Origin of the sequence: Odoribacter sp. N15.MGS-14 (assembly GCF_000980245.1) — a bacterium.
Taxonomy (GTDB): Bacteria; Bacteroidota; Bacteroidia; order Bacteroidales; family Marinifilaceae; genus Odoribacter; species Odoribacter splanchnicus.
Map to the genome: position 1 here is coordinate 1 of NZ_LARE01000037.1, position 19,096 is coordinate 19,096.

General features: G+C 44.3%; 18 protein-coding genes and 1 other RNA gene. 9 read left to right on the top strand and 10 right to left on the bottom strand.

The features are described from left to right. Both WS34_RS09105 and WS34_RS09110 read right to left on the bottom strand, forming a co-directional pair. The coding region (locus WS34_RS09105) for an FGGY family carbohydrate kinase (protein WP_046404404.1) at positions 1-255 on the bottom strand (255 nt) is incomplete at its 3' end. 13 nt (positions 256-268) lie between these two features. Further along, positions 269-1,003 carry an NUDIX hydrolase gene (locus WS34_RS09110; RefSeq protein WP_502685464.1) on the bottom strand — a complete coding sequence of 245 codons (735 nt, stop codon included), beginning with the start codon at positions 1,001-1,003 and terminating at the stop codon, positions 269-271. A 385-nt stretch (positions 1,004-1,388) separates the two neighbouring features. Here WS34_RS09110 and WS34_RS09115 point away from each other — a divergent pair, with 385 nt between their 5' ends. Then, positions 1,389-2,558 carry a hypothetical protein gene (locus WS34_RS09115; RefSeq protein WP_146752584.1) on the top strand — a complete coding sequence of 390 codons (1,170 nt, stop codon included), beginning with the start codon at positions 1,389-1,391 and terminating at the stop codon, positions 2,556-2,558. Here WS34_RS09115 and WS34_RS09120 read toward each other — a convergent pair. From WS34_RS09120 to WS34_RS09135, 4 genes are all read right to left on the bottom strand, one after another. Continuing rightward, the gene (locus tag WS34_RS09120) at positions 2,552-4,057 is read right to left on the bottom strand and encodes an IMP dehydrogenase (RefSeq protein ID WP_013610975.1); all 1,506 of its coding nucleotides are present in this window, start codon (positions 4,055-4,057) and stop codon (positions 2,552-2,554) included. The genes WS34_RS09115 and WS34_RS09120 overlap by 7 nt on opposite strands. 111 nt (positions 4,058-4,168) lie before the next feature. Continuing rightward, positions 4,169-4,708 carry a D-glycero-alpha-D-manno-heptose-1,7-bisphosphate 7-phosphatase gene (locus WS34_RS09125; protein WP_013610976.1) on the bottom strand — a complete coding sequence of 180 codons (540 nt, stop codon included), beginning with the start codon at positions 4,706-4,708 and terminating at the stop codon, positions 4,169-4,171. Between the two features lie 48 nt (positions 4,709-4,756). Then, the gene (gene holA, locus WS34_RS09130; RefSeq protein ID WP_013610977.1) at positions 4,757-5,767 is read right to left on the bottom strand and encodes a DNA polymerase III subunit delta; all 1,011 of its coding nucleotides are present in this window, start codon (positions 5,765-5,767) and stop codon (positions 4,757-4,759) included. A gap of 66 nt (positions 5,768-5,833) precedes the next feature. Continuing rightward, a complete protein-coding gene (locus tag WS34_RS09135) occupies positions 5,834-6,418 on the bottom strand; it encodes a DUF4294 domain-containing protein (protein ID WP_013610978.1) in 585 nt (194 codons plus the stop codon). A 45-nt stretch (positions 6,419-6,463) separates the two neighbouring features. On the opposite strand from WS34_RS09135, the gene WS34_RS09140 reads away from it, so the two are divergent. The 7 genes from WS34_RS09140 (at position 6,464) to WS34_RS09165 (ending at position 13,339) form a co-directional block, all read left to right on the top strand. Further along, the gene (locus WS34_RS09140) at positions 6,464-7,054 is read left to right on the top strand and encodes a YqgE/AlgH family protein (RefSeq protein ID WP_013610979.1); all 591 of its coding nucleotides are present in this window, start codon (positions 6,464-6,466) and stop codon (positions 7,052-7,054) included. 24 nt (positions 7,055-7,078) lie between these two features. Beyond that, positions 7,079-7,440, top strand: an RNA gene (gene rnpB, locus WS34_RS09240) — RNase P RNA component class A. Between the two features lie 69 nt (positions 7,441-7,509). Beyond that, positions 7,510-8,739, top strand: a complete 1,230-nt coding sequence (locus tag WS34_RS09145; RefSeq protein ID WP_013610980.1) for an L-serine ammonia-lyase — start codon at positions 7,510-7,512, stop codon at positions 8,737-8,739. A gap of 56 nt (positions 8,740-8,795) precedes the next feature. Further along, complete coding sequence (locus tag WS34_RS09150) at positions 8,796-9,362, top strand: bifunctional nuclease family protein (RefSeq protein ID WP_013610981.1); 567 nt, start codon at positions 8,796-8,798, stop codon at positions 9,360-9,362. Positions 9,363-9,442: 80 nt separating this feature from the next. Next, entirely contained in the window at positions 9,443-10,771 is a 1,329-nt protein-coding gene (locus WS34_RS09155) for a glucose-6-phosphate isomerase (RefSeq protein ID WP_046404408.1), read from the top strand. Between the two features lie 290 nt (positions 10,772-11,061). Then, positions 11,062-12,273 (top strand): 6-phosphofructokinase, encoded by a 1,212-nt coding sequence (locus WS34_RS09160; protein WP_022160298.1) that lies wholly within the window; start codon positions 11,062-11,064, stop codon positions 12,271-12,273. Positions 12,274-12,289: 16 nt separating this feature from the next. Continuing rightward, positions 12,290-13,339 (top strand): alcohol dehydrogenase, encoded by a 1,050-nt coding sequence (locus WS34_RS09165; RefSeq protein WP_046404409.1) that lies wholly within the window; start codon positions 12,290-12,292, stop codon positions 13,337-13,339. Here WS34_RS09165 and WS34_RS09170 read toward each other — a convergent pair. From WS34_RS09170 to WS34_RS09185, 4 genes are all read right to left on the bottom strand, one after another. Next, positions 13,334-14,509, bottom strand: a complete 1,176-nt coding sequence (locus tag WS34_RS09170; protein ID WP_022160296.1) for a porin — start codon at positions 14,507-14,509, stop codon at positions 13,334-13,336. The two genes, WS34_RS09165 and WS34_RS09170, sit on opposite strands and share 6 nt — an antisense overlap. A 95-nt stretch (positions 14,510-14,604) precedes the next feature. Next, complete coding sequence (locus WS34_RS09175) at positions 14,605-15,786, bottom strand: porin (protein ID WP_022160295.1); 1,182 nt, start codon at positions 15,784-15,786, stop codon at positions 14,605-14,607. 11 nt (positions 15,787-15,797) lie between these two features. Beyond that, positions 15,798-16,859 (bottom strand): L-asparaginase 2, encoded by a 1,062-nt coding sequence (gene ansB / locus WS34_RS09180; RefSeq protein WP_022160294.1) that lies wholly within the window; start codon positions 16,857-16,859, stop codon positions 15,798-15,800. Positions 16,860-16,888: 29 nt separating this feature from the next. Continuing rightward, positions 16,889-18,202: an anaerobic C4-dicarboxylate transporter family protein gene (locus tag WS34_RS09185; RefSeq protein WP_013610988.1), complete on the bottom strand. Its 1,314-nt coding sequence runs from the start codon at positions 18,200-18,202 to the stop codon at positions 16,889-16,891. 167 nt (positions 18,203-18,369) lie between these two features. Here WS34_RS09185 and WS34_RS09190 point away from each other — a divergent pair, with 167 nt between their 5' ends. Continuing rightward, positions 18,370-19,068: a hypothetical protein gene (locus WS34_RS09190; protein ID WP_022160293.1), complete on the top strand. Its 699-nt coding sequence runs from the start codon at positions 18,370-18,372 to the stop codon at positions 19,066-19,068. Positions 19,069-19,096: the final 28 nt, after the last annotated feature.

Genomic DNA, 19,096 nt, shown 5'->3' on the forward strand with positions numbered 1-19,096 from the left:
ATGCATCTGCCAGGATATTCCGATAGCTTTAATCTCAGCTCCTGCTATATGGGCCTGTTGCATAACCGAATTGTGGGCTTTTTTTAAATTATTCCACCACATTTCCGGATCTTGTTCCGCCCAACCGGGGTGTCTGGCAGAAATGGGCATTTCTGTTTTCGGGAAAAAATCAGAGGCAATCATTTGTCCGGTGACTGCGTCGATCAGGCAAGCTTTTACGGAAGAGCTGCCGATATCATAACCTATTAAATACATGGCTACATCGATTTTAAATACTTACATTACGTTTTTTGTACAATATCCGGTCGAATCTAAATAACCGGGCAGCCCGATGGGCTACTCTCTGTTCCTTTTCTTCTAAAGGAATCACATATTCCATTCCTGCCATTTTTTTCTGAAAATTACGGACATCACATTTTTTGTGATAGACAGCTTCATATAAATGGCGCAAGGCAGAAGCCGTAAATTTTGTGGGGAGTAATCCGAACAGGATAGAAGGTTCGTGCTCCCCCCAATTGCGGATTGCTTGTAAAGCTTCTTCGACAATTTGATTGTGATCAAACGGAAGAGAAGGAAGTTCACTTACGGGGTACCAAACAACTTTTTTGTATTTGGATACCGTATGCAATTTCCGGTCGATTTTACAGATAGACAAATAAGCGATCGTAATCAGGCGGTCGATCTGATTGTGATATTCTTGTTGCAACCAAAGGGTGTCTGCCGGGTTAGACGTCCGTTGCAAAGAAGTAAAACTTTTGAACTGTTTCAGTACCATTTTTTTGATACCTGTAAGTTCACTCAGTACCCTCGCGGCTGCACTATCGGCGTCTTCTTCCTGATAGATCAGGCTTCCCGGTAATTTCAGATGCCCTTCGTTAGCAGAAAGCGTGTTTCGTTCAACAAGTAATACATGCAGTTGATTCCGGTCAAAACCGAATATGACACAATCGGTAGAAACAAAGGTCTGCATGAATCGGGTATTTCCGGTTTGTTTTTCCATCATAACGGTTCTTTTTGGTAGGGTAAACTTACGGACTTTATCTTTTAAAAGCAAGTATTTGATTGCAAAATTTAATTGCAATTTATTGATATATAGTTGTTTGTATATGGGTATAAATACAATAAGTCGTCGTCGGTTTATAATGAAAATCACAATAAACACAGGGCTGAAGGAGGAAGGGAGAGGTGATTTAAAAGAGTCATTTTTACAATAACTCCGACCACTTTGATGGGCATAGTGAAAATTGGGTCCTGACTTGAAATTTCGAAACCTGACTTCGTTTTCGCTAATCGGCGGAGAAAGGTTTAGCTATGCCGGGGTTTCGGTTGATCTTTTTAGAAAAAAACGGCGTTTTATTTATATTTGCAGGGAGAAACAGATCAGGTCGATGGAAAACAGGAAAAGGCTTTGGATATTCAATCCGGATTGTGAAATGGCGATTGCCAATGGAAGTAAATACTATATGCCTCCGGCTAATGTGGTGACCATGGCTGAAGATTTGGCGGTTTTACCTGTATTTCTGGGAGAATCGGAAGATGATTGGGTCTTAGTCAGGAATTTACCGGATCCGGCATTTATGGCATCGGTTTATGAGCCTTTGCATTTGAAGGCCGGTTTTATTCAGGAGGCAGAAGCCGGGATTTTGGGAGAGGTGAAAGGGGAACCGTGGGGATGGAGTCCGAAAATGTGCCATTGGCTGGCCGAACGGGGGATGGGGGAGGAGTGGAAGACGGAACGAAAAGAGTGGTATAGCCGCAGGAAAGCCCGGGAAGGGTTGATTCGTTTGTTCGGTTTGATTCCTGATCTGGAAAAGGAAGTGATTCCGGAGACAGGTTATTCTATCGAAGAGATCGAACAGAAAATGAAAACCGGAAAATACCTGGTGAAAGCGCCCTGGTCTTCTTCGGGGAAAGGTATTCTGGTACTCGGAAAACCTATTGCTGTGAAAGAGAAAGAACGATTACACGGGATATTGAAACGGCAGGGGTATGTTATGTTGGAAAAAAAATTGAATAAGGTACTGGATTTTGCCATGGAGTTTTGTGCAGGAAGGCAAGGGGTGGAATTTATCGGATGGTCGGTATTTTCTACCGGCCTGAACGGTGAATATCGCGGGAATTATCTGGGAGCTCAAGCGTATATTGAGCAATTACTGGGAAGTAAATTAGGAGAAGAAAAGTTGCAGTCGCTGAAACAGGAATTGCCGGATATGATTGCCGGGATTTTGCCCGATTACCGGGGATATTTAGGGATAGATATGATGATTTATTCCGACTCTGCGGGAAAGTATAGAGTGCAACCTTGCCTGGAAATCAATCTGCGTTATAATATGGGAATAGTCGCCCTTATGTTGAGCCGGCGATATTTGGACGAACATGCGGAAGGAGAGTTCACGGTTCGTTATTATGCCAAAGCGGGGGAGGCTTGGCAGGAGCACAGGCATTTGCAACAGCTCTATCCGGCCGTATATAAAAATAACCGGATAAAATCCGGTTATTTAAATCTGACTCCAGTCAATGAAGCCACCCATTTTGTGGCATCCCTGATTTGTTATTGAATCTTGGTATCTTTCAGAATTACATCGTGTGCTCCTCCTTCGACAATAGAAGTAGAGGACACCAAGGTGATTTTTGCTCTTTCCTGTAATTGAGGAATCGTAACGGAACCACAGCTACACATGGTCGATTTGATTTTGCCCAGGGTGATTTCCAGATTGTCTTTCATTTTTCCGGCATATGGAACATAACTGTCGACCCCTTCTTCGAATTTCAGGGCAGCTTTACTGTTTCCTCCCATATCGTAGCGTTGCCAGTTTTGAGCACGGTTGGATCCTTCTCCCCAATATTCTTTCACATAGCTATTACCGATAGCCAGTTTTTTACTCGGACTCTCGTCGAAGCGGGCAAAGTAGCGTCCCATCATCAGGAAGTCGGCGCCCATGGCCAATGCTAAGGTCATGTGATAGTCATGTACAAGTCCTCCGTCGGAACAGATCGGAATATAAATACCGGTTTGTTCGAAATATTCCTGACGAGCCTGGCATACTTCGATCAGAGCAGTCGCCTGTCCCCGGCCGATCCCTTTTTGCTCACGAGTGATACAGATAGAACCACCGCCGATCCCTACTTTTACAAAATCGGCTCCGGCTTTCACCAGATATAAGAATCCTTCTTTATCCACCACATTACCACCGCCTACCTTGACTTCTTCGTTATACGTTTCTTTAATCCAGCGGATCGTTTCGTATTGCCATTCCGAAAAACCGTCGGAAGAATCCACTACCAGCACATCTACTCCGGCATCTACCAAGGCAGGTACCCGTTCTTTAAAGTCGCGGCTGTTAATTCCGGCTCCGACCATCAGTTTTTTATGGCTGTCGAGCAATTCATTGGGATTTTCTATATGATTGTCGTAGTCTTTGCGGAAGACAAAATATTGAAGTCTTTGATTGTCGTCTATAATCGGAAGGCAATTCAACTTATGATCCCAGATGATCGTATTGGCTTCACTTAAAGTCAGCCCCAACTTTCCTACAATCAGATTTTCGAAAGGAGTCATGAAATCAACTACCGGTTTATCTAACGGATCTGTTTTCAACCGATAATCCCGGCTTGTAATCATACCTAATAATTTTCCATTAGGGGTTCCGTCATCCGTAATGGCAACACTGGCGTGTCCGGTTTGTTCCTTTAAGCGAACAACATCCTGTAGGGTACAATCGGGACGTAAATTAGAATCACTCACTACAAATCCGGCTTTGAATTTCTTTACCCGCCTTACCATCTCGGCCTGACTTTCGATAGGTTGAGAACCGAAAATAAACGACAAACCTCCGTTACGGGCTAAGGCAATAGCCAGACCGTCGTCGGAGACTGCCTGCATCACTGCAGATACAAACGGAATGTTCAATTGTATTTTCGAGGTTTCCCCTTGACGGAATTTGACAACCGGCGTTTTCAAGGAAACATTGTCAGGAGTACACTCTTTGGTGGTGAGTGACGGAATTAACAGATATTCTCCAAATGTACGTGATACTTCTTTAATGTAATGAGCCATATGCTGTGGATTTTTAAAAATTGAGCGAAATTACTCAATTCCCGCTTAAATCCCAAGCCCGATCTGTTATTTTTTACTTAATTTTAGAGGTAGTCCTGGAATTCTTCGGACTTAGAATGAATCTTTCGATTTCAATATTTGATCGATGACCGGTGTGATATCCTGATTTTTGTGAATACGTAACGGTTTAACTCCGGCATCTTCAGCACATTTTACATCCTTTGAGCTATCCCCGATAAACCAGGATCGCTTCTTATCGATATGGAATTCTTCGATGGCCAGGTTGACCATATAAGGAGAAGGTTTCCGGCAAACACAGGTTTTTATGCTTTCATGGTGGGGACAATAATAGATCTTAGTCAGGGTCACTCCATGCTTTTCCAATTCGGCACACATCTTTTCGTGTACTTTGAACATATCTTCCCGGGTATATATCCCTTTAGCGATTCCTCCCTGATTGGTGATGACGATCAAAAGATAACCGGCTTTCTGAAGACGTTTCAAGCCTTCGATGACTCCCGGATTGAATACAAAGTCCTCCGGTTTGTATATATAATAATGTCCTTCGTCCGAATTGATCGTGCCGTCCCGGTCCAAAAATACGGCTTTATTCAAAGGTTGGGTCGATATTGAAGTAGTTGTTCTTTTCATATGGTTTAATACGTTCTTGGGATGATTATAGTTACTTGTCCGGGAATATTAATGCATGATTTTGAATATCAGCTCTTTCAGTAATTCTCCGTCCGAAATATTCGCATTACCTACCCCTTTGGATTTCATGTCGTATTCCCGCAGCAAGGAGATCGTGGTTGCACATTTCATGGCATTATAGATTTTACCTCCGTCGATATAGTCTTTCATAAAAAAAGGATGTACACCTAATAACCTGGCCATTTCCTGAGTATTGGGCGTCGTTTTTTTCTGATAGTGATAGGTCAGCAGGTTCAGGAAATACCTGAAAAGGGTGGTGATGGTCAATACCAGGGGATTGTTTTTCGGGTTGGCTTCAAAGTAGTTCACAATCTGATTGGCTTTTAGGAAATCCTTACGAATTATGGCACTCAGGAGCTCGAAACTATTGAAGTCTTTACTGATTCCTGTATGTTCCTCGACCAGAGATTCCTGTATTTCACCTCCCTGAGGTAAAAGCAGTACCAGCTTATCGATTTCATTCGCTACCCGGCTCAGATCGGTTCCCAAGCTTTCGGCCAGGATACCGGCTGCTTTAGTCGTGATTCCATATGATTTTTCTTTACAATAACCGATGATCCATTCCGGAATCTTGTTGTCATAAAGTTTGGCCGATTCGAAATAAATACAATGGGGAGTATTCCCGAGTTTTTTAAATACTCCCTTACGTTTGTCCGGTTTCTTATTTTTATACGCCAGGACCAGAATGGTCGAATTTTGGTAATGATCGATATAAGGTAATAGATTGTCGAAGTCCCGGATATTCTGAGCTTCCCGGACAATGACCACCTGTCGTTCGGACATCATTGGAAAACGGCGGGCGGTATCGGTGATCGTACTCATCGATACATCGTTCCCATATAAAACAGTCTGGTTAAATGCCTTTTCATCCTCGGTCAGCACGGTATTTTCGAGTAATGCAGTCAACCGGTCGATAAAAAAAGGTTCCTCACCGCATAGAAAATAGATGGGTTTATATTTCCGGGCCTTGATATCTTTCCTGATCTCTTCGAATGTCATCGTTTTACAATTTGTTAATGCGCCGATAATTGGGCTGAACAATCTATGCAAAGTTAGAAAAACTTTTTACCTTTTGGATTCTGACAGGATTTTTTGTACAATTTCCTCGATTTCGGCATCTTCGCCTTGCGGATCATAGGCTGCTTTCAGGTTATTTCCGAAGATTAAAGCGATCGATTGCCAGAAGTAGGCATTTACCGTCCCCCGGTATTCCCGGATGTGCGCGAAAGAAGTGTGGCTGGTTTCCCGGTAGATTAATCGGATCAAAATCCGTCCCTGGGTAATGCTGAGTTTCATCAGGGGGGCCTTGAACGTTTTCATCAGCTGGTTGTATTCTTCCTTGATGATCTTTTTACGATCGGCTTCCCGGGTGACGGCCGACAGTTTCTGTTCGATCTCATTGACTTTACCGGCAGCTATCCGGGCATAGGGATATACTTTCCGGACATTATATTCCAACCGGGTTTGCCGCCGGTGCTGACGCTGAAACCAGCCGGCATTTTTATTTTTCTGCCGGACACTGACTTCTTCCAGCCAAACATGAGGGAGGGTATCACCTTTCCAGAAGATGGAACGGACGACTTCTTTTTGTTGGGCCGACAGACAATTTATGCAAAATATAAAAAGTATGACCGTGAATATTCTCGGCATCACAAAATAATTTGTTATTTTTGGCTCGTAAAAATACGAATTATTGTGGACGAACAATTTCAGGATTTATTTAAAATAAGAAGGAATCGTAAAAAAGTGGAGATTGGCAATATTTTGATTGCCGAACCATTTCTGCAAGGGAAATATTTTTCCCGGTCCGTTATTTTTATGGTAGAACATGACGAAAAGGGAAGTATCGGTTTTGTTTTGAATAAGCCGATGGCTTACACCACTTCGGATCTGGTTACGGAATTAGCCGGATTGGAATATCCTGTCTATATCGGTGGCCCTGTCGAACAAAATCAACTGTATTATCTTCATAATCATGCAGAAGTTGAAGATGCTTTGCAAATTGTGCCGGGTATCTATTGGGGGGGCGATTTCTCGAAACTGACTCGTTTGTTGCAGGAGGGGAAAATACAGCCGGGGGAAGTTCGCTTTTTTGCCGGATATAGTGGCTGGGATGCCGGTCAACTGGATCGGGAGTTGGATGAGAATTCGTGGATGGTAGGGGATATTACTCCTGCGCGTTTTTTCGAAATTCCTAACGATAATTTATGGGAAGCTTCGATGAGCGGATTGGGAGGACGTTACCGGATTTGGGCTAATTTTCCCAAAGATCCGATTATGAATTAATTCGTGAAAAACGAATCAGATAAAATAGCAGGCCGTTCTATCGCTGTCCCTTCGGGGAAAGAGGAAAGTCCGGGCAACACAGGGCATCGTGCTTCTTAACGGGAAGATGTTCGTGAGGGCATAGTAACGTAACAGAAAAAAACCGTTTCACGAAGATTCGTTTTCGCTTGAAATAAGGGTGAAAAGGTGGGGTAAGAGCCCACCGGTACTGCAGGTAACTGTGGTAGCCGTACGTCTCACGAGTTGCAAGGCCATGTATACCGGCGCATTCGATTAGCCCGATCGATGCCGGGGGGTAGGCTGCTAGAGCTGCAAAGTGATTTGCAGAGTAGATAAATGATAGAAACCGTAAGGTACAGAACCCGGCTTACAGGCCTGCTATTTTTTAATTTTACACTAAACAGGAAAGCTGTTGCCGAACTGTTTAAAATATAGTTTGATTAAACCAGATTGAAATGAAATCGATACGTGAGATTTACAATATCGGATACGGACCGTCTTCCAGTCATACGATGGGACCGAGCCGTGCTGCCGGATTATTTTTGGAAAAGAACCCCGGAGCAGAAAAGTTCAGGGTCACACTTTACGGAAGTTTGGCGCTGACGGGGAAAGGCCATGGTACAGACAGTGCTATTCTGAAGGTTATAGACCGTCCCGATGCTGTAGAGATCGTTTGGAAACCGGATATCAGTCTGCCCCGCCATCCCAATGGGATGTTGTTCGAGGCTTTTGTACAAGGGAATACGGTTGATAGTTGGGAGGTATATAGTGTGGGTGGAGGCGCATTGTGGGACGAGTTGGGTACTTTCGACGACGGAAATCTCTACCCGGAGACAAGTATGGCCGAGGTGATGAAATGGTGTCTGGACGAAGGATGTACTTTTGTAGATTATGTAGAAAAATACGAGGGAAGTGAGATATTCACTTATCTGGAAGAGGTGTGGAAACAGATGCAGGAGACGGTAGAGAAAGGCCTGGTGACGGAGGGTGTACTGCCCGGAGCCTTGAAATTGGCCCGGAAAGCAAGTTCCTATAATATTAAAGCTCTGCAATCGTCCGGGTCTTCCCGGCCGATGGGTATGCTTTTCGCGGCAGCTTTAGCTGTCTCGGAAGAAAATGCCGGTGGTGGCCGGGTGGTAACTGCTCCTACTTGTGGGGCTTCCGGAGTTTTGCCGGCTTTGATGTATTTCATGAAATACGATCAGGAGATGCCGGATTACCGGATTATCCGGGGATTGGCAACTGCCGGGTTGATCGGTAATATTGTGAAAAGTAACGGTTCGATTTCAGGAGCCGAAGTGGGATGCCAGGGCGAGTTGGGGACTGCCTGTGCAATGGCAGCCGGAGCAGCTACCCAGATTTGGGGAGGTACTCCCCGGCAGATCGAATATGCTGCCGAAATGGGATTCGAGCATAATTTGGGACTGACTTGCGATCCTGTGATGGGATACGTACAGATTCCCTGTATCGAACGGAATGCTTTTGTAGCTCAAAAGGCTCGGGAAGCTGCTTTGTACGCCCTGTTTTCCGACGGTCGGCACATGGTTTCTTTCGACGATGTGGTGAAGACGATGATGGAAACCGGGAGGGATATGCAGGCCAAATACCGGGAAACCAGTTTGGGCGGATTAGCTCATGTATGCTTGAGGGAGCTAAGCCATATGCCCCGGAAAAATAAGAAGTAAAACGCAACTAAAACGATTAACCGACGTTAATCCAATAGATTTTAAAACAGATAAAGATGGATAGGATAAGACTGAAAGTTTTAGGTCTGTCGTATAGTATGTCGCAGGCCGGTGCATACGCTCTGATTTTAGCCGATGAGCAGGATATGCATCGGATTCCGATCGTTATCGGGATGCCTGAAGCACAGTCGATAGCTATTCAGCTTGAAAAGATGCAGACTCAGCGGCCGTTGACTCACGACCTGATCAAGAAGTTGGCAGATGCGTTGCAAGTCACTTTAAAAGAAGCTTTTATCTATCGTCTGGATTCCGGAATTTTTTATTCGGAATTGCTATTTGAGAAAGATACTCAACAAATCAAAATAGATTCCCGGACATCGGATGCCATTGCTTTGGCTTTGCGTTATGATTGTCCTATTTATTCTACGCCTGAAATCGTGGAAAAGGCCGGTATTGCGGTCGGTCAGGAAACAGGACAGACCGAATCCCCCGAAAAAGAAGAGGTCGTGCAACAACCCTATTCCGTTCAGGAATTGACCCGGATGCTGGACGAGGCTGTCCGGAATGAAGAGTATGAAAAGGCATCGAAGATCAGGGATCTGCTAAAAGAGATGGGGAAATAAAATATCAGGATGACTTATCTGATCACCTTTTTTGTAAATTTGTGATTCGGAAATTAAACTACACAGTAATATAATGAATTATGGACAGTATTAAGTTTGATTACAGTAAAATCTGTAATTTCGTCACTAAAGAAGAAATGATTGCCCTGTATCCTGAGGCCCGGCAGGCATTGAAAAGCCTGAAAGAGGGAACCGGTAAAGGGAGTGATTTTTTAGGATGGTTGAACCTGCCTGTAGAAATCACCTCTGAACAGTTGGCAGATATCGAGAAAACGGCAGCCGAACTTAGAGCACGTACTCAGGTAATGGTCGTTATCGGTATCGGAGGCTCTTATCTGGGGGCACGGGCTGTCATCGAGGCTTTGGCAGATAGTTTCCACAACTATGAAAATACCGGTATGAAAGTGATTTTTGCAGGTCATAATATCGGTGAAGATTATTACCATGAATTGATTCACTACCTTCAGAATAAAGAGTTCGGTATCTGCGTGATTTCGAAATCAGGAACGACAACCGAACCGGCCATCGCTTTTCGTTTATTGAAAGAATTGCTGGAAGCTAAAGTAGGTAAAGAAGAAGCTGGAAAGCGAATTGTGGCGATTACGGATGCTTCGAAGGGAGCTTTACGTACATTAGCCGATCAGGAAGGATATAAAACTTTCGTTATCCCGGATAATGTAGGAGGACGTTTCTCCGTTCTGACACCGGTGGGATTATTGCCTATCGCTATCGCTGGGTTCGACATCAAAGAATTGGTTCAGGGAGCTATAGAAATGCGTAAGGCTTGCATCGATGACGAAAAAAGTATCGCCCTGGAATATGCCGTGGCCCGGACAGCTCTTTACCGGAAAGGATATGCCGTGGAATTGTTAGCTAACTTTAATCCGAAACTGCACTATATCACCGAGTGGTGGAAACAGCTTTACGGCGAGAGTGAAGGGAAAGAAAACAAAGGTATCTTCCCGGCAGGTGTAGATTTTACAACCGATTTGCACTCCATGGGGCAGTATATCCAGCAAGGGGTGCGCATGTTGATGGAAACCGTAATCTCTGTCGGGAAACCCCACTATCAGGTGCAGATTCCTTCGGATGCCGCTAATCTGGATAAGCTGAATTTTCTGGCCGGAAAACGGGTAGACGAAGTGAACAAAATGGCCGAACTGGGTACCCAAATTGCACACGTCGACGGCGGAGTGCCGAATATGAAGGTTTGTATGCCGGCTTTAACCGCTCAGTATATCGGGCAACTGTTTTATTTCTTCGAATTGGCTTGTGGTATCTCCGGAAGTATGTTGGGCGTGAATCCATTCGACCAACCAGGAGTGGAAGCCTATAAAAACAATATGTTTGCCCTGCTGGACAAACCCGGATATGAAGAAGCTTCCAAAGCGATTAAAGCGAAAATCTAGAAAACAGGATTTTTATCCGATAGAATGTATGCAGTCTGAAACATTCAGGCTGCATTTATTATTTCATAGAAAAGTGATATAAACTTAAACCGCTGTAACTATTAAATGGCAGGTATATTTTTTCTTTCTATTCTGATCACCGAAGACGAATAAGTATAAAAATAATGCTGGAATTAAATCGGTTAGTAAAGTCCGTCGACTTTATGAACTAATTATACTTACGTTTCGATACTTCATTTTTCGGCGTTTTTATTTATTTTTGCTGTGCACAATAACAATAAAATAAGACTATGAGAACTATCGCAATCCTGTGTGGCGGAGGACCGGCACCGGGTATTAATACAGTTGTGGCAACTGTAACCAAAGTGTTTTTGAAAGATGGATTCCGGGTTTTGGCTATCCACGAAGGGTATAAAGGATTATTTGCTGTACATCCCGAGGTGGAGGAACTGACTTATGAAAAAGCCGATCAAATCTACAGCCGTGGAGGCTCTGCCATAAAGATGAGCCGTTTTAAACCGGAAGACCAGGATTTCACGACAGCTTTGTTTGTAAAAGAAGGTATTGAATTGCTGGTGACTATCGGAGGAGACGATACCGCTTCGACGGCTAACCGACTGACGAAATATCTGGCAGCTCATCAGGTGAATATCCGGAATATCCATGTCCCTAAGACAATAGACAATGATCTGCCTCTGCCGGAAGGTATACCGACTTTCGGGTTTACTTCCGCCAAAGAAATGGGGGTAACTATCGGTAAAGTGATAAAAGCAGAGGCATCTACAACTCAAAACTGGTATCTACTGATGTCTATGGGAAGGGAAGCCGGCCACCTGGCTTTCGAGATCGGTAAGGGGATACATGCTTCCATGATCATTATCCCGGAAATGTTCAATAAGACACAAATTACGATCGATAAAATTGTTCGCCTGATCATATCTTCCATGATCAAACGCCGGATCGTGGGGCAGAAATTCGGTGTCGTTGTAGTAGGTGAAGGAATTTTTCATTTTCTACAGGATGAAGATATTGCTTCTTCCGGAATCACTTTCGATTATGACGCTCACGGACATCCTGAATTGTCGGAAGTGAGTAAAGCCCATGTGATCAGTAAAATACTTAAAAACCGGTTGAAAGAACTGAATCTGGATATTATTTGCCGTCCGGTAGAAGTGGGGTATTCTTTGAGGTGTGTGGATCCTTCGGCTTTTGATTTGACTTATTGCACCACTTTGGGAATCGGAGTGAAAAAACTTTATGACGAAGGACATTCCGGTTGTATGGTTGCGGTAAATCTCGAAGAAGAAGTAATCCCTGTGTATCTGAAGGATGTAGAAGACGAGCATGGCAAAATCCGTACCCGTTTGGTGAATATCGATAAAGAAGTAGTACGACAAACCCTGGCTGAAAATATTTACTACCTTACTGCTCAGGATCGCTCTCTGGCGCGTAAATGGCTGGCCGATCCGGAACCGTTCGAGTATGAGAGAATATTAGGATGATAATTACGTTTTCATTATGCTGGCATACACCTATATTGAACAAGGGAAATTCGAATTACTGGAAAAGCAGAGACCGCAAATAAAAGACTCGCGTGATGCTATTGTACGTGTAACGCTTAGCAGTATTTGTACCAGTGATCTGCACATAAAACACGGCAGTGTCCCCCGGGCTCTACCCGGAATAACAGTCGGGCACGAAATGGTGGGTATCGTAGAAGAGATCGGTATTGATGTCGGTTCGGTCAAGCCCGGAGACAGGGTCACTGTAAATGTCGAGACATTTTGCGGGGAATGTTTTTTCTGCAAACGGGGATATGTAAATAATTGCACCGATCCGGACGGAGGATGGGCTTTAGGGTGTCGTATCGATGGAGGGCAGGCCGAATATGTGCGGGTTCCTTATGCCGACCGGGGATTGAACCGTATTCCCGATACCGTTAGTGACGAACAGGCTTTGTTTGTCGGCGATGTGCTGGCTACGGGTTTTTGGGCTTCCCGCATTTCGGAGATTTCCCGGGAGGATACCGTCCTTATTATCGGTGCCGGTCCTACCGGAGTCTGTACCTTACTTTGTACTCTGCTAAAACATCCCAAACGTATTATCGTTTGTGAAAAATCTCCTGAGCGAATCCGTTTTATTCAGGAATATTATCCGGAGGTAGAGGTAACTACACCGGAAGACTGCAAAAATTTCGTACTTCAAAACAGTGAGCATGGTGGAGCCGATGTGGTGTTGGAGGTGGCGGGAGGGGCGGACACCTTCCGTTTGGCATGGGATTGTGCCCGTCCCAATGCCATTGTCACCATCGTAGCTCTTTACGATAAACCCCAACTTCTTCCTTTACCCGATATGTATGGTAAGAACCTGATCTTTAAAACCGGTGGAGTTGACGGTTGTGATTGTGCCGAGATCCTCCGGTTAATCGAGGAAGGGAAAATAGATACGACTCCTCTCATTACTCATAGATTCCCGCTGAAGGATATCGGAAAAGCTTACCATATCTTTGAAAACAAACTGGATGGGGTAATTAAGGTGGCCATAATTTCAAAAGTGGGCCATTTATAGAATAGGAATTTTATAAATCAGCCCCAGGGAGAAGGTTTGAGGATGTTCGTCCAAAGCCTGAAAATTTTTTCCCAAAGCCGTATAGGTGTATCGTTTCCCCCGGTAGGCTGCGAAGAAATGGAGATTTTCTTTCATCGGATAATATTCGATACCACCCTGATATCCCCAGGTGGTTCTGTATTTTCCGGATAGTAGGAGCCCGTTGCTTTTTCTGATTTCAGCCGTTTCATACATCCCTTTGGCAAACAGGTTGAGTTTCGGGAAAATACGGTAATTGATACGGCTCACCAGAGATAGATAGCCGCTGTGTTGTGCACGCACAGGTTGATCTTCCCGGTAGGTAATGCCGGAAATAATACCCAGTTTGTCTATATCTTCTGCCGAATACATCACATCGAAATACAGGTTGAATCTTTCCTGTACCCAGGCTGCTGCCAAAGCCAGAAAATAGACATTTTGCTTTTCGCCTTCGTGGAATAAAGAAAAAGAACAGCGGGTGAGTAAATGTTCGTTCAGAAAATTGCCGTTCCAGTTTAGGGTATAGCCGAGGGGGGCTTTGGCTGCTTTGACTTTTTCAGGGAGAGGACCGTAAGTGTCGTCGGCTTTTCCGGAATGTCCGTCGACGATCTGGAAACGGATTTCTTGGGTCGGTGTCAGCCACCAGCAAAGATTGGCGCCGACCAGAAAGCAGGTGATCTCATTTCCCAGGTCCGAATATTCATAAACTTCTGCCGGATTGGCATCGTATTCGAAACCTCCGAAATCGGCGTATTGTTTACCGATAAAAGTCGATACGGTAGGAGTGATCCGGAACCCGACACCGAGACAATCGATAGAAGAGGGCATATTGTCGAGCTGTCCGGGGGTATTGCTCCGGTTCAGATGCTGCAACCATTTGTAATAGATCCGGTCGGTGACGTCACCACTGACTTCCAGACGCAGATAATCTACCCGAAAAGCCGATTTTTCGGTAGACTGGCTGGATAAGGCGGTATGATAAGCGATCCGGGTATTTAAATCGACATGCGGCAAACGATTGCGTTTGGAAAGGCCGGAAAGCTTTTCAAAAAGGGTTTGTCCTTTGAGGGAATCTACCCATAAAGAGGCCGGCGCAGCATAGCACAACAAAATAAAAAGCCCCAGGAGGCTAAAGTATCGGATCTGATTCATATTTTTTATATTCACGGTTTACAGGCCGCAAAAATAATCATTTCACGATAATAATTGTGCGGAGAACAGGATGATTATTTCTCCGCACAATTTGATCAGAATACAGGAAGCTGGTATACTAATCCTAATTCAATACGTTGTGGATTACTATTACCGACTCCGAATACTTTAGCTTTGTCAGTATATTGGAAAGAGCGGCCGATGTAATTCAGAAAGAAATGGAGGTTCTCTTCCATCGGATAATATTCGATTCCGGCCAGATATCCCCAGGAAGTCCGGTATTTTCCCTTGGCAAGTAAGTCTGAGGCTTTCTCTACTGAAGCGGTTTCATACATTCCCTTTGCAAAGAGATTCAGCTTGGGAAGAACCCGGTAGTTGAGGTGAAGCACCAGAGATAGGTAACGGGTGTCCAGGGCCCGGGTGTCATATCCGTCATTAGCGGTAATTTCCGAAATGATACCTGTACGGTCGAGGTCTTCGGAGGAATACATAAAGTCGAGAAAACCGATAAAACGGTTTAAATTGACTTCGGTTCCCAAAGCATAATAATACCAATTCTGTTTTTTTGCTTCGTGGAAGATAGAGGCAGACCAACGTGTTTTCAACTTATCTTCCAGCATGCTGCCGTTCCAGTTTAACGTATAACCGAGCGGGGCTTTCGAAGCTTCGATGTTGTCCGGAACTTTTCCGTACATCTCTTTAAACGAACCGTTCCGTGAATCGACGACCTGAAAATGAAAATCATGTCGATCGTTGAGCCGATATGAAAAATCGACTCCGGTCAAAAAATTACTCATGTATTCCAGCATATCACAGTATTGATACACTTCGATCGGGTTCAGGTCGAATTCGAATCCTCCGAATGCAGTACATTGTTTTCCGGCAAATACGGAAAATTGATCGGTAACATGAAAACCGACGGCTGCATAATCGATCGACGTGGGTAGGTTGTCCAAGGATTGGGCATTATTCGCCCGGTTTAAACGCTGACGATAACGGTAATAAATCCGGTCGGTGATGTTACCCTTGGCTTCGATCCGGAGCTGATTCATCCGGAAAGAAGTTTGTTCTTCATTGCCATTATTAAAGTATACATTGAAACTACCCTGCATATTCAGGTACAGGTTAAAGGCATCCGTTTTTTTTTCGAGACGGGTTACTCGTTCGAATAAAGCGGGGCCTCCGGCATCCGTAGAAGATTGCATGTCCAGGTGTTGGGCATACAAGGCCGGAAAGGAGAGTGTCCATAATCCGCATAACAATATCCATTTTTTCATAGAGAGTCGGTTTAATAAGCATTAAAATAATTCTGAATGACTTGTGGATCTTTTGTTTTTATCAAAGCCAGCATCAAGAGTATCCGGGCTTTTTGAGGATTCAATTCCTGTGAAGCCACAAAACCGTATTTGGTATCGTCTACCTCGGCATCGAGTGTTGTCGGTCCGGTCGGAACGCGGCTGGAACGTACCACCAGTATACCTTGTTTACTGGCATTTACCAATTTGTCGAACAAATTCTTATGGATATTACCGTTTCCGACTCCGGCATGGACGATACCTTGGTAACTGTTGGTGATCAATGCATCCAAAGCTTCGGGTTCGACATTGGAATAACTGTAAACAATACCTACTTTAGGTAATTTATCCAGATGAGTGACATCGAATACCGATTGGAGCGTATGGAGTTTATCGGTCGATTGGTTATAATGTACTTTTCCATTGAATACATACCCTAAAGCTCCGGAATTGGGGGCTTGGAAAGCTTGTACGTTGATGGTATTCATCTTGGTGGCGGCATGGGCACCCAGGATGCTGCCGTTCATCACGATCATCACTCCGCGACCGACCGACTCGGAAGCACCGGCGGTAACGACGGCATTATAGAGATTCAGCGGACCGTCGGCACTCAATGAGGTTGCCGGACGCATCGCTCCGACAAGTACTACCGGTTTATTGCTTTTTACGGTCAGGTTTAAGAAAAAGGCCGTTTCCTCCATGGTATCTGTGCCGTGGGTGATCACTACACCGTCCACCTCTTTTCTTTGTAGCAGTTCGTTCAGATAATGAGCCAGTTTCAACCAAACTTCGTCGGACATATCCTGGGAACCGATTTTTACAATCTGCTCTCCGGTGATGTTAGCGATCTCTTTCAATTCGGGTACCGCCGAAATTAATTCGTTGATCGCAACCTGACCGGCCCGGTAACTGCTTCCGGTAGTACTGGTCCCTGTTCCGGCAATGGTTCCTCCCGTAGCCAGAATGTGAATGTTAGGCAGTTTTTGTGCGAAACTTCCTGCCTGTAAAAACAGAAAGAGTGTGGCAAATAAGAAAATAAATCTAAGTGTTTTCATATCATTCGGTTTAAAAGTCAATAAAATGCTTAGAAAATGAATTGTACCAAAATCAGTCCGGTCACGACGGAGGTGATGGTAGCGATCAGTCCCGGCATCATAAAAGAGTGGTTCAGGACATATTTTCCGATACGGGTGGTCCCTGTCCGGTCGAAATTAATGGCCGCGACAACTGTCGGGTAGTTGGGAATAAAGAAATAACCGTTTACAGCCGGAAACATGGCGATCAACAAAAAAGGTGAAATACCCAGTGCAATCCCCAAGGGCATAAAAGCCCGGACGGTAGCGGCCTGGCTGTATAACAGGATAGACATGATGAACAGGGCGATCCCGAACAACCAAGGCATTTGTGTGACTATTCCCTCGATAGATCCTTTCAGTTCGGTCATATTTCCTTGTAAGAAAGTATCACCCATCCAAGCGATACCGAAGATCGCGACAACGGCTTGCATTCCGGCCGAAAAGACACTACCCTGAGCTGCTTTGATTCCGTTGGCTTTCGTGAATAATAAAATCAAAGCTGCAGCCGATAACATCAGGATCTCGATAATAGAAGCCATATCGACAGTGACCGGTTTCCCATCGATAATATGAGAGGGACGGAGGTTGTCGAAAGACCCGAAGATAACGATGAAAACAGTGGCAATCACAAAGATAAGAACAGAAAGTAAAGCCTTATGTTTATTACCTATATCTTTGAGTTCATAATGGCTGTTGTCTAATAAACCTTCCTTCAGACGTCTTTGGTATTCGGGATCGTCGACTAATTCTTTACCTACCCTTAGCGAATACAAAGCTCCGAGAAAGACGCCGCATAGCGTGGATGGAATTGTAATGATCAGGATATCGAGCAAAGAGATATTGAATCCGGTTAAAAGTCCCAAAAGGGCAACGGTAGCCGCAGAGATCGGACTGGCTGTAATGGCTTGCTGGGAAGCGATGACAGCTATTCCTAAAGGACGTTCGGGGCGTATTTTGGTTTCCCGGGCTACTTCGGCAATGACCGGAAGAACAGAATAAGCGACATGGCCTGTTCCGGCTACAAAAGAAAAGAAATAGGTCACCAGGGGACTTAGGAAGGTGATTTGGGCGGGACGTTTCCGTAAGAGGTGCTCGGCTCCGCGTACCATCAGGTCCAATCCTCCGGCTGCCTGCATACAAGCAGCGGCAGTAATAACAGCAACTATCATCAGCATCACATCAATAGGAGGGGTTGTCGGTTGTAAACCGAAAACAAAAGTCAAAATTCCCAGACCGATACCTCCCATAACCCCCAAACCGATACCTCCTAAACGGGCACCGACGATGATCGCTGTTAAAACAAAAGCAAATTGTAGTATCATACCCTTTTTTTATACTCTAACAAATTGTACACAAATGATTCAAAAATGTTTCATTTACATGGAGATATCTTTCTATTTTCTTGTAAGATTAAAAAAAAATCTACATCTTCGCGGGCGAATTTATCATATCGGGAAAAGATTTTATTATTATCAAAAAACAATTAAGAATGAGAACATTAGGAAAATTGAAATTAATAGCAGTTTCTGCTGCTTTAGTATTGGGAATGAGTTCCTGTTTAAAGAACGATAAGAAATTCGCCATTTATGCATCACCGGCTTATATTCTTCAGGAAGGGAACAGCTATCAGCTGCAAATTCAAGTGCAGGGAAATGAACAAATAAAGTCGGCTTCAGCTTCCTTGAATGGTAAAAACTATTCTTTTTCTGCTGTGGAAGGCTCCCAAAATTTTTTGATGCAGATCAATGCTTATTCAGCACCGACATTGGATACGATCAAGGAAGGTTTATGCACCGTTACTGCTTTTAATGCCGAAGGCAATTCGGCAGTCAGCCAACTCCAGTTTTATGGTACGGATAAAAAAATCGGAAATGTTACGCTGACAAAATTTTCTTATTCCGGAGCTGATGGTAAAGTAACTGCAGAATGGAATAAAGTCGAAAATGCAGAAGCCTATTATTTATTGTATCGGATCAAAAGTTCTTCTATGATGTTCGGAGATAATATGTGGCTTCCGTATGTTCAGTTGTCTGTCACCGATAAAGAGAACCCCTCTGCAACGACAAGTATTCCTTTTACTGAAGGCGGTGAATATGAAATTGCAATCGGAGCTACCTATAAGACAGCTTTGAGAGTATCCGACCGTACTTTGCGTGTTACCGGCGGAAAAGATGCTTCTATCAACTAAGCTTTTTTAGAAAAATCATATCGGAAAG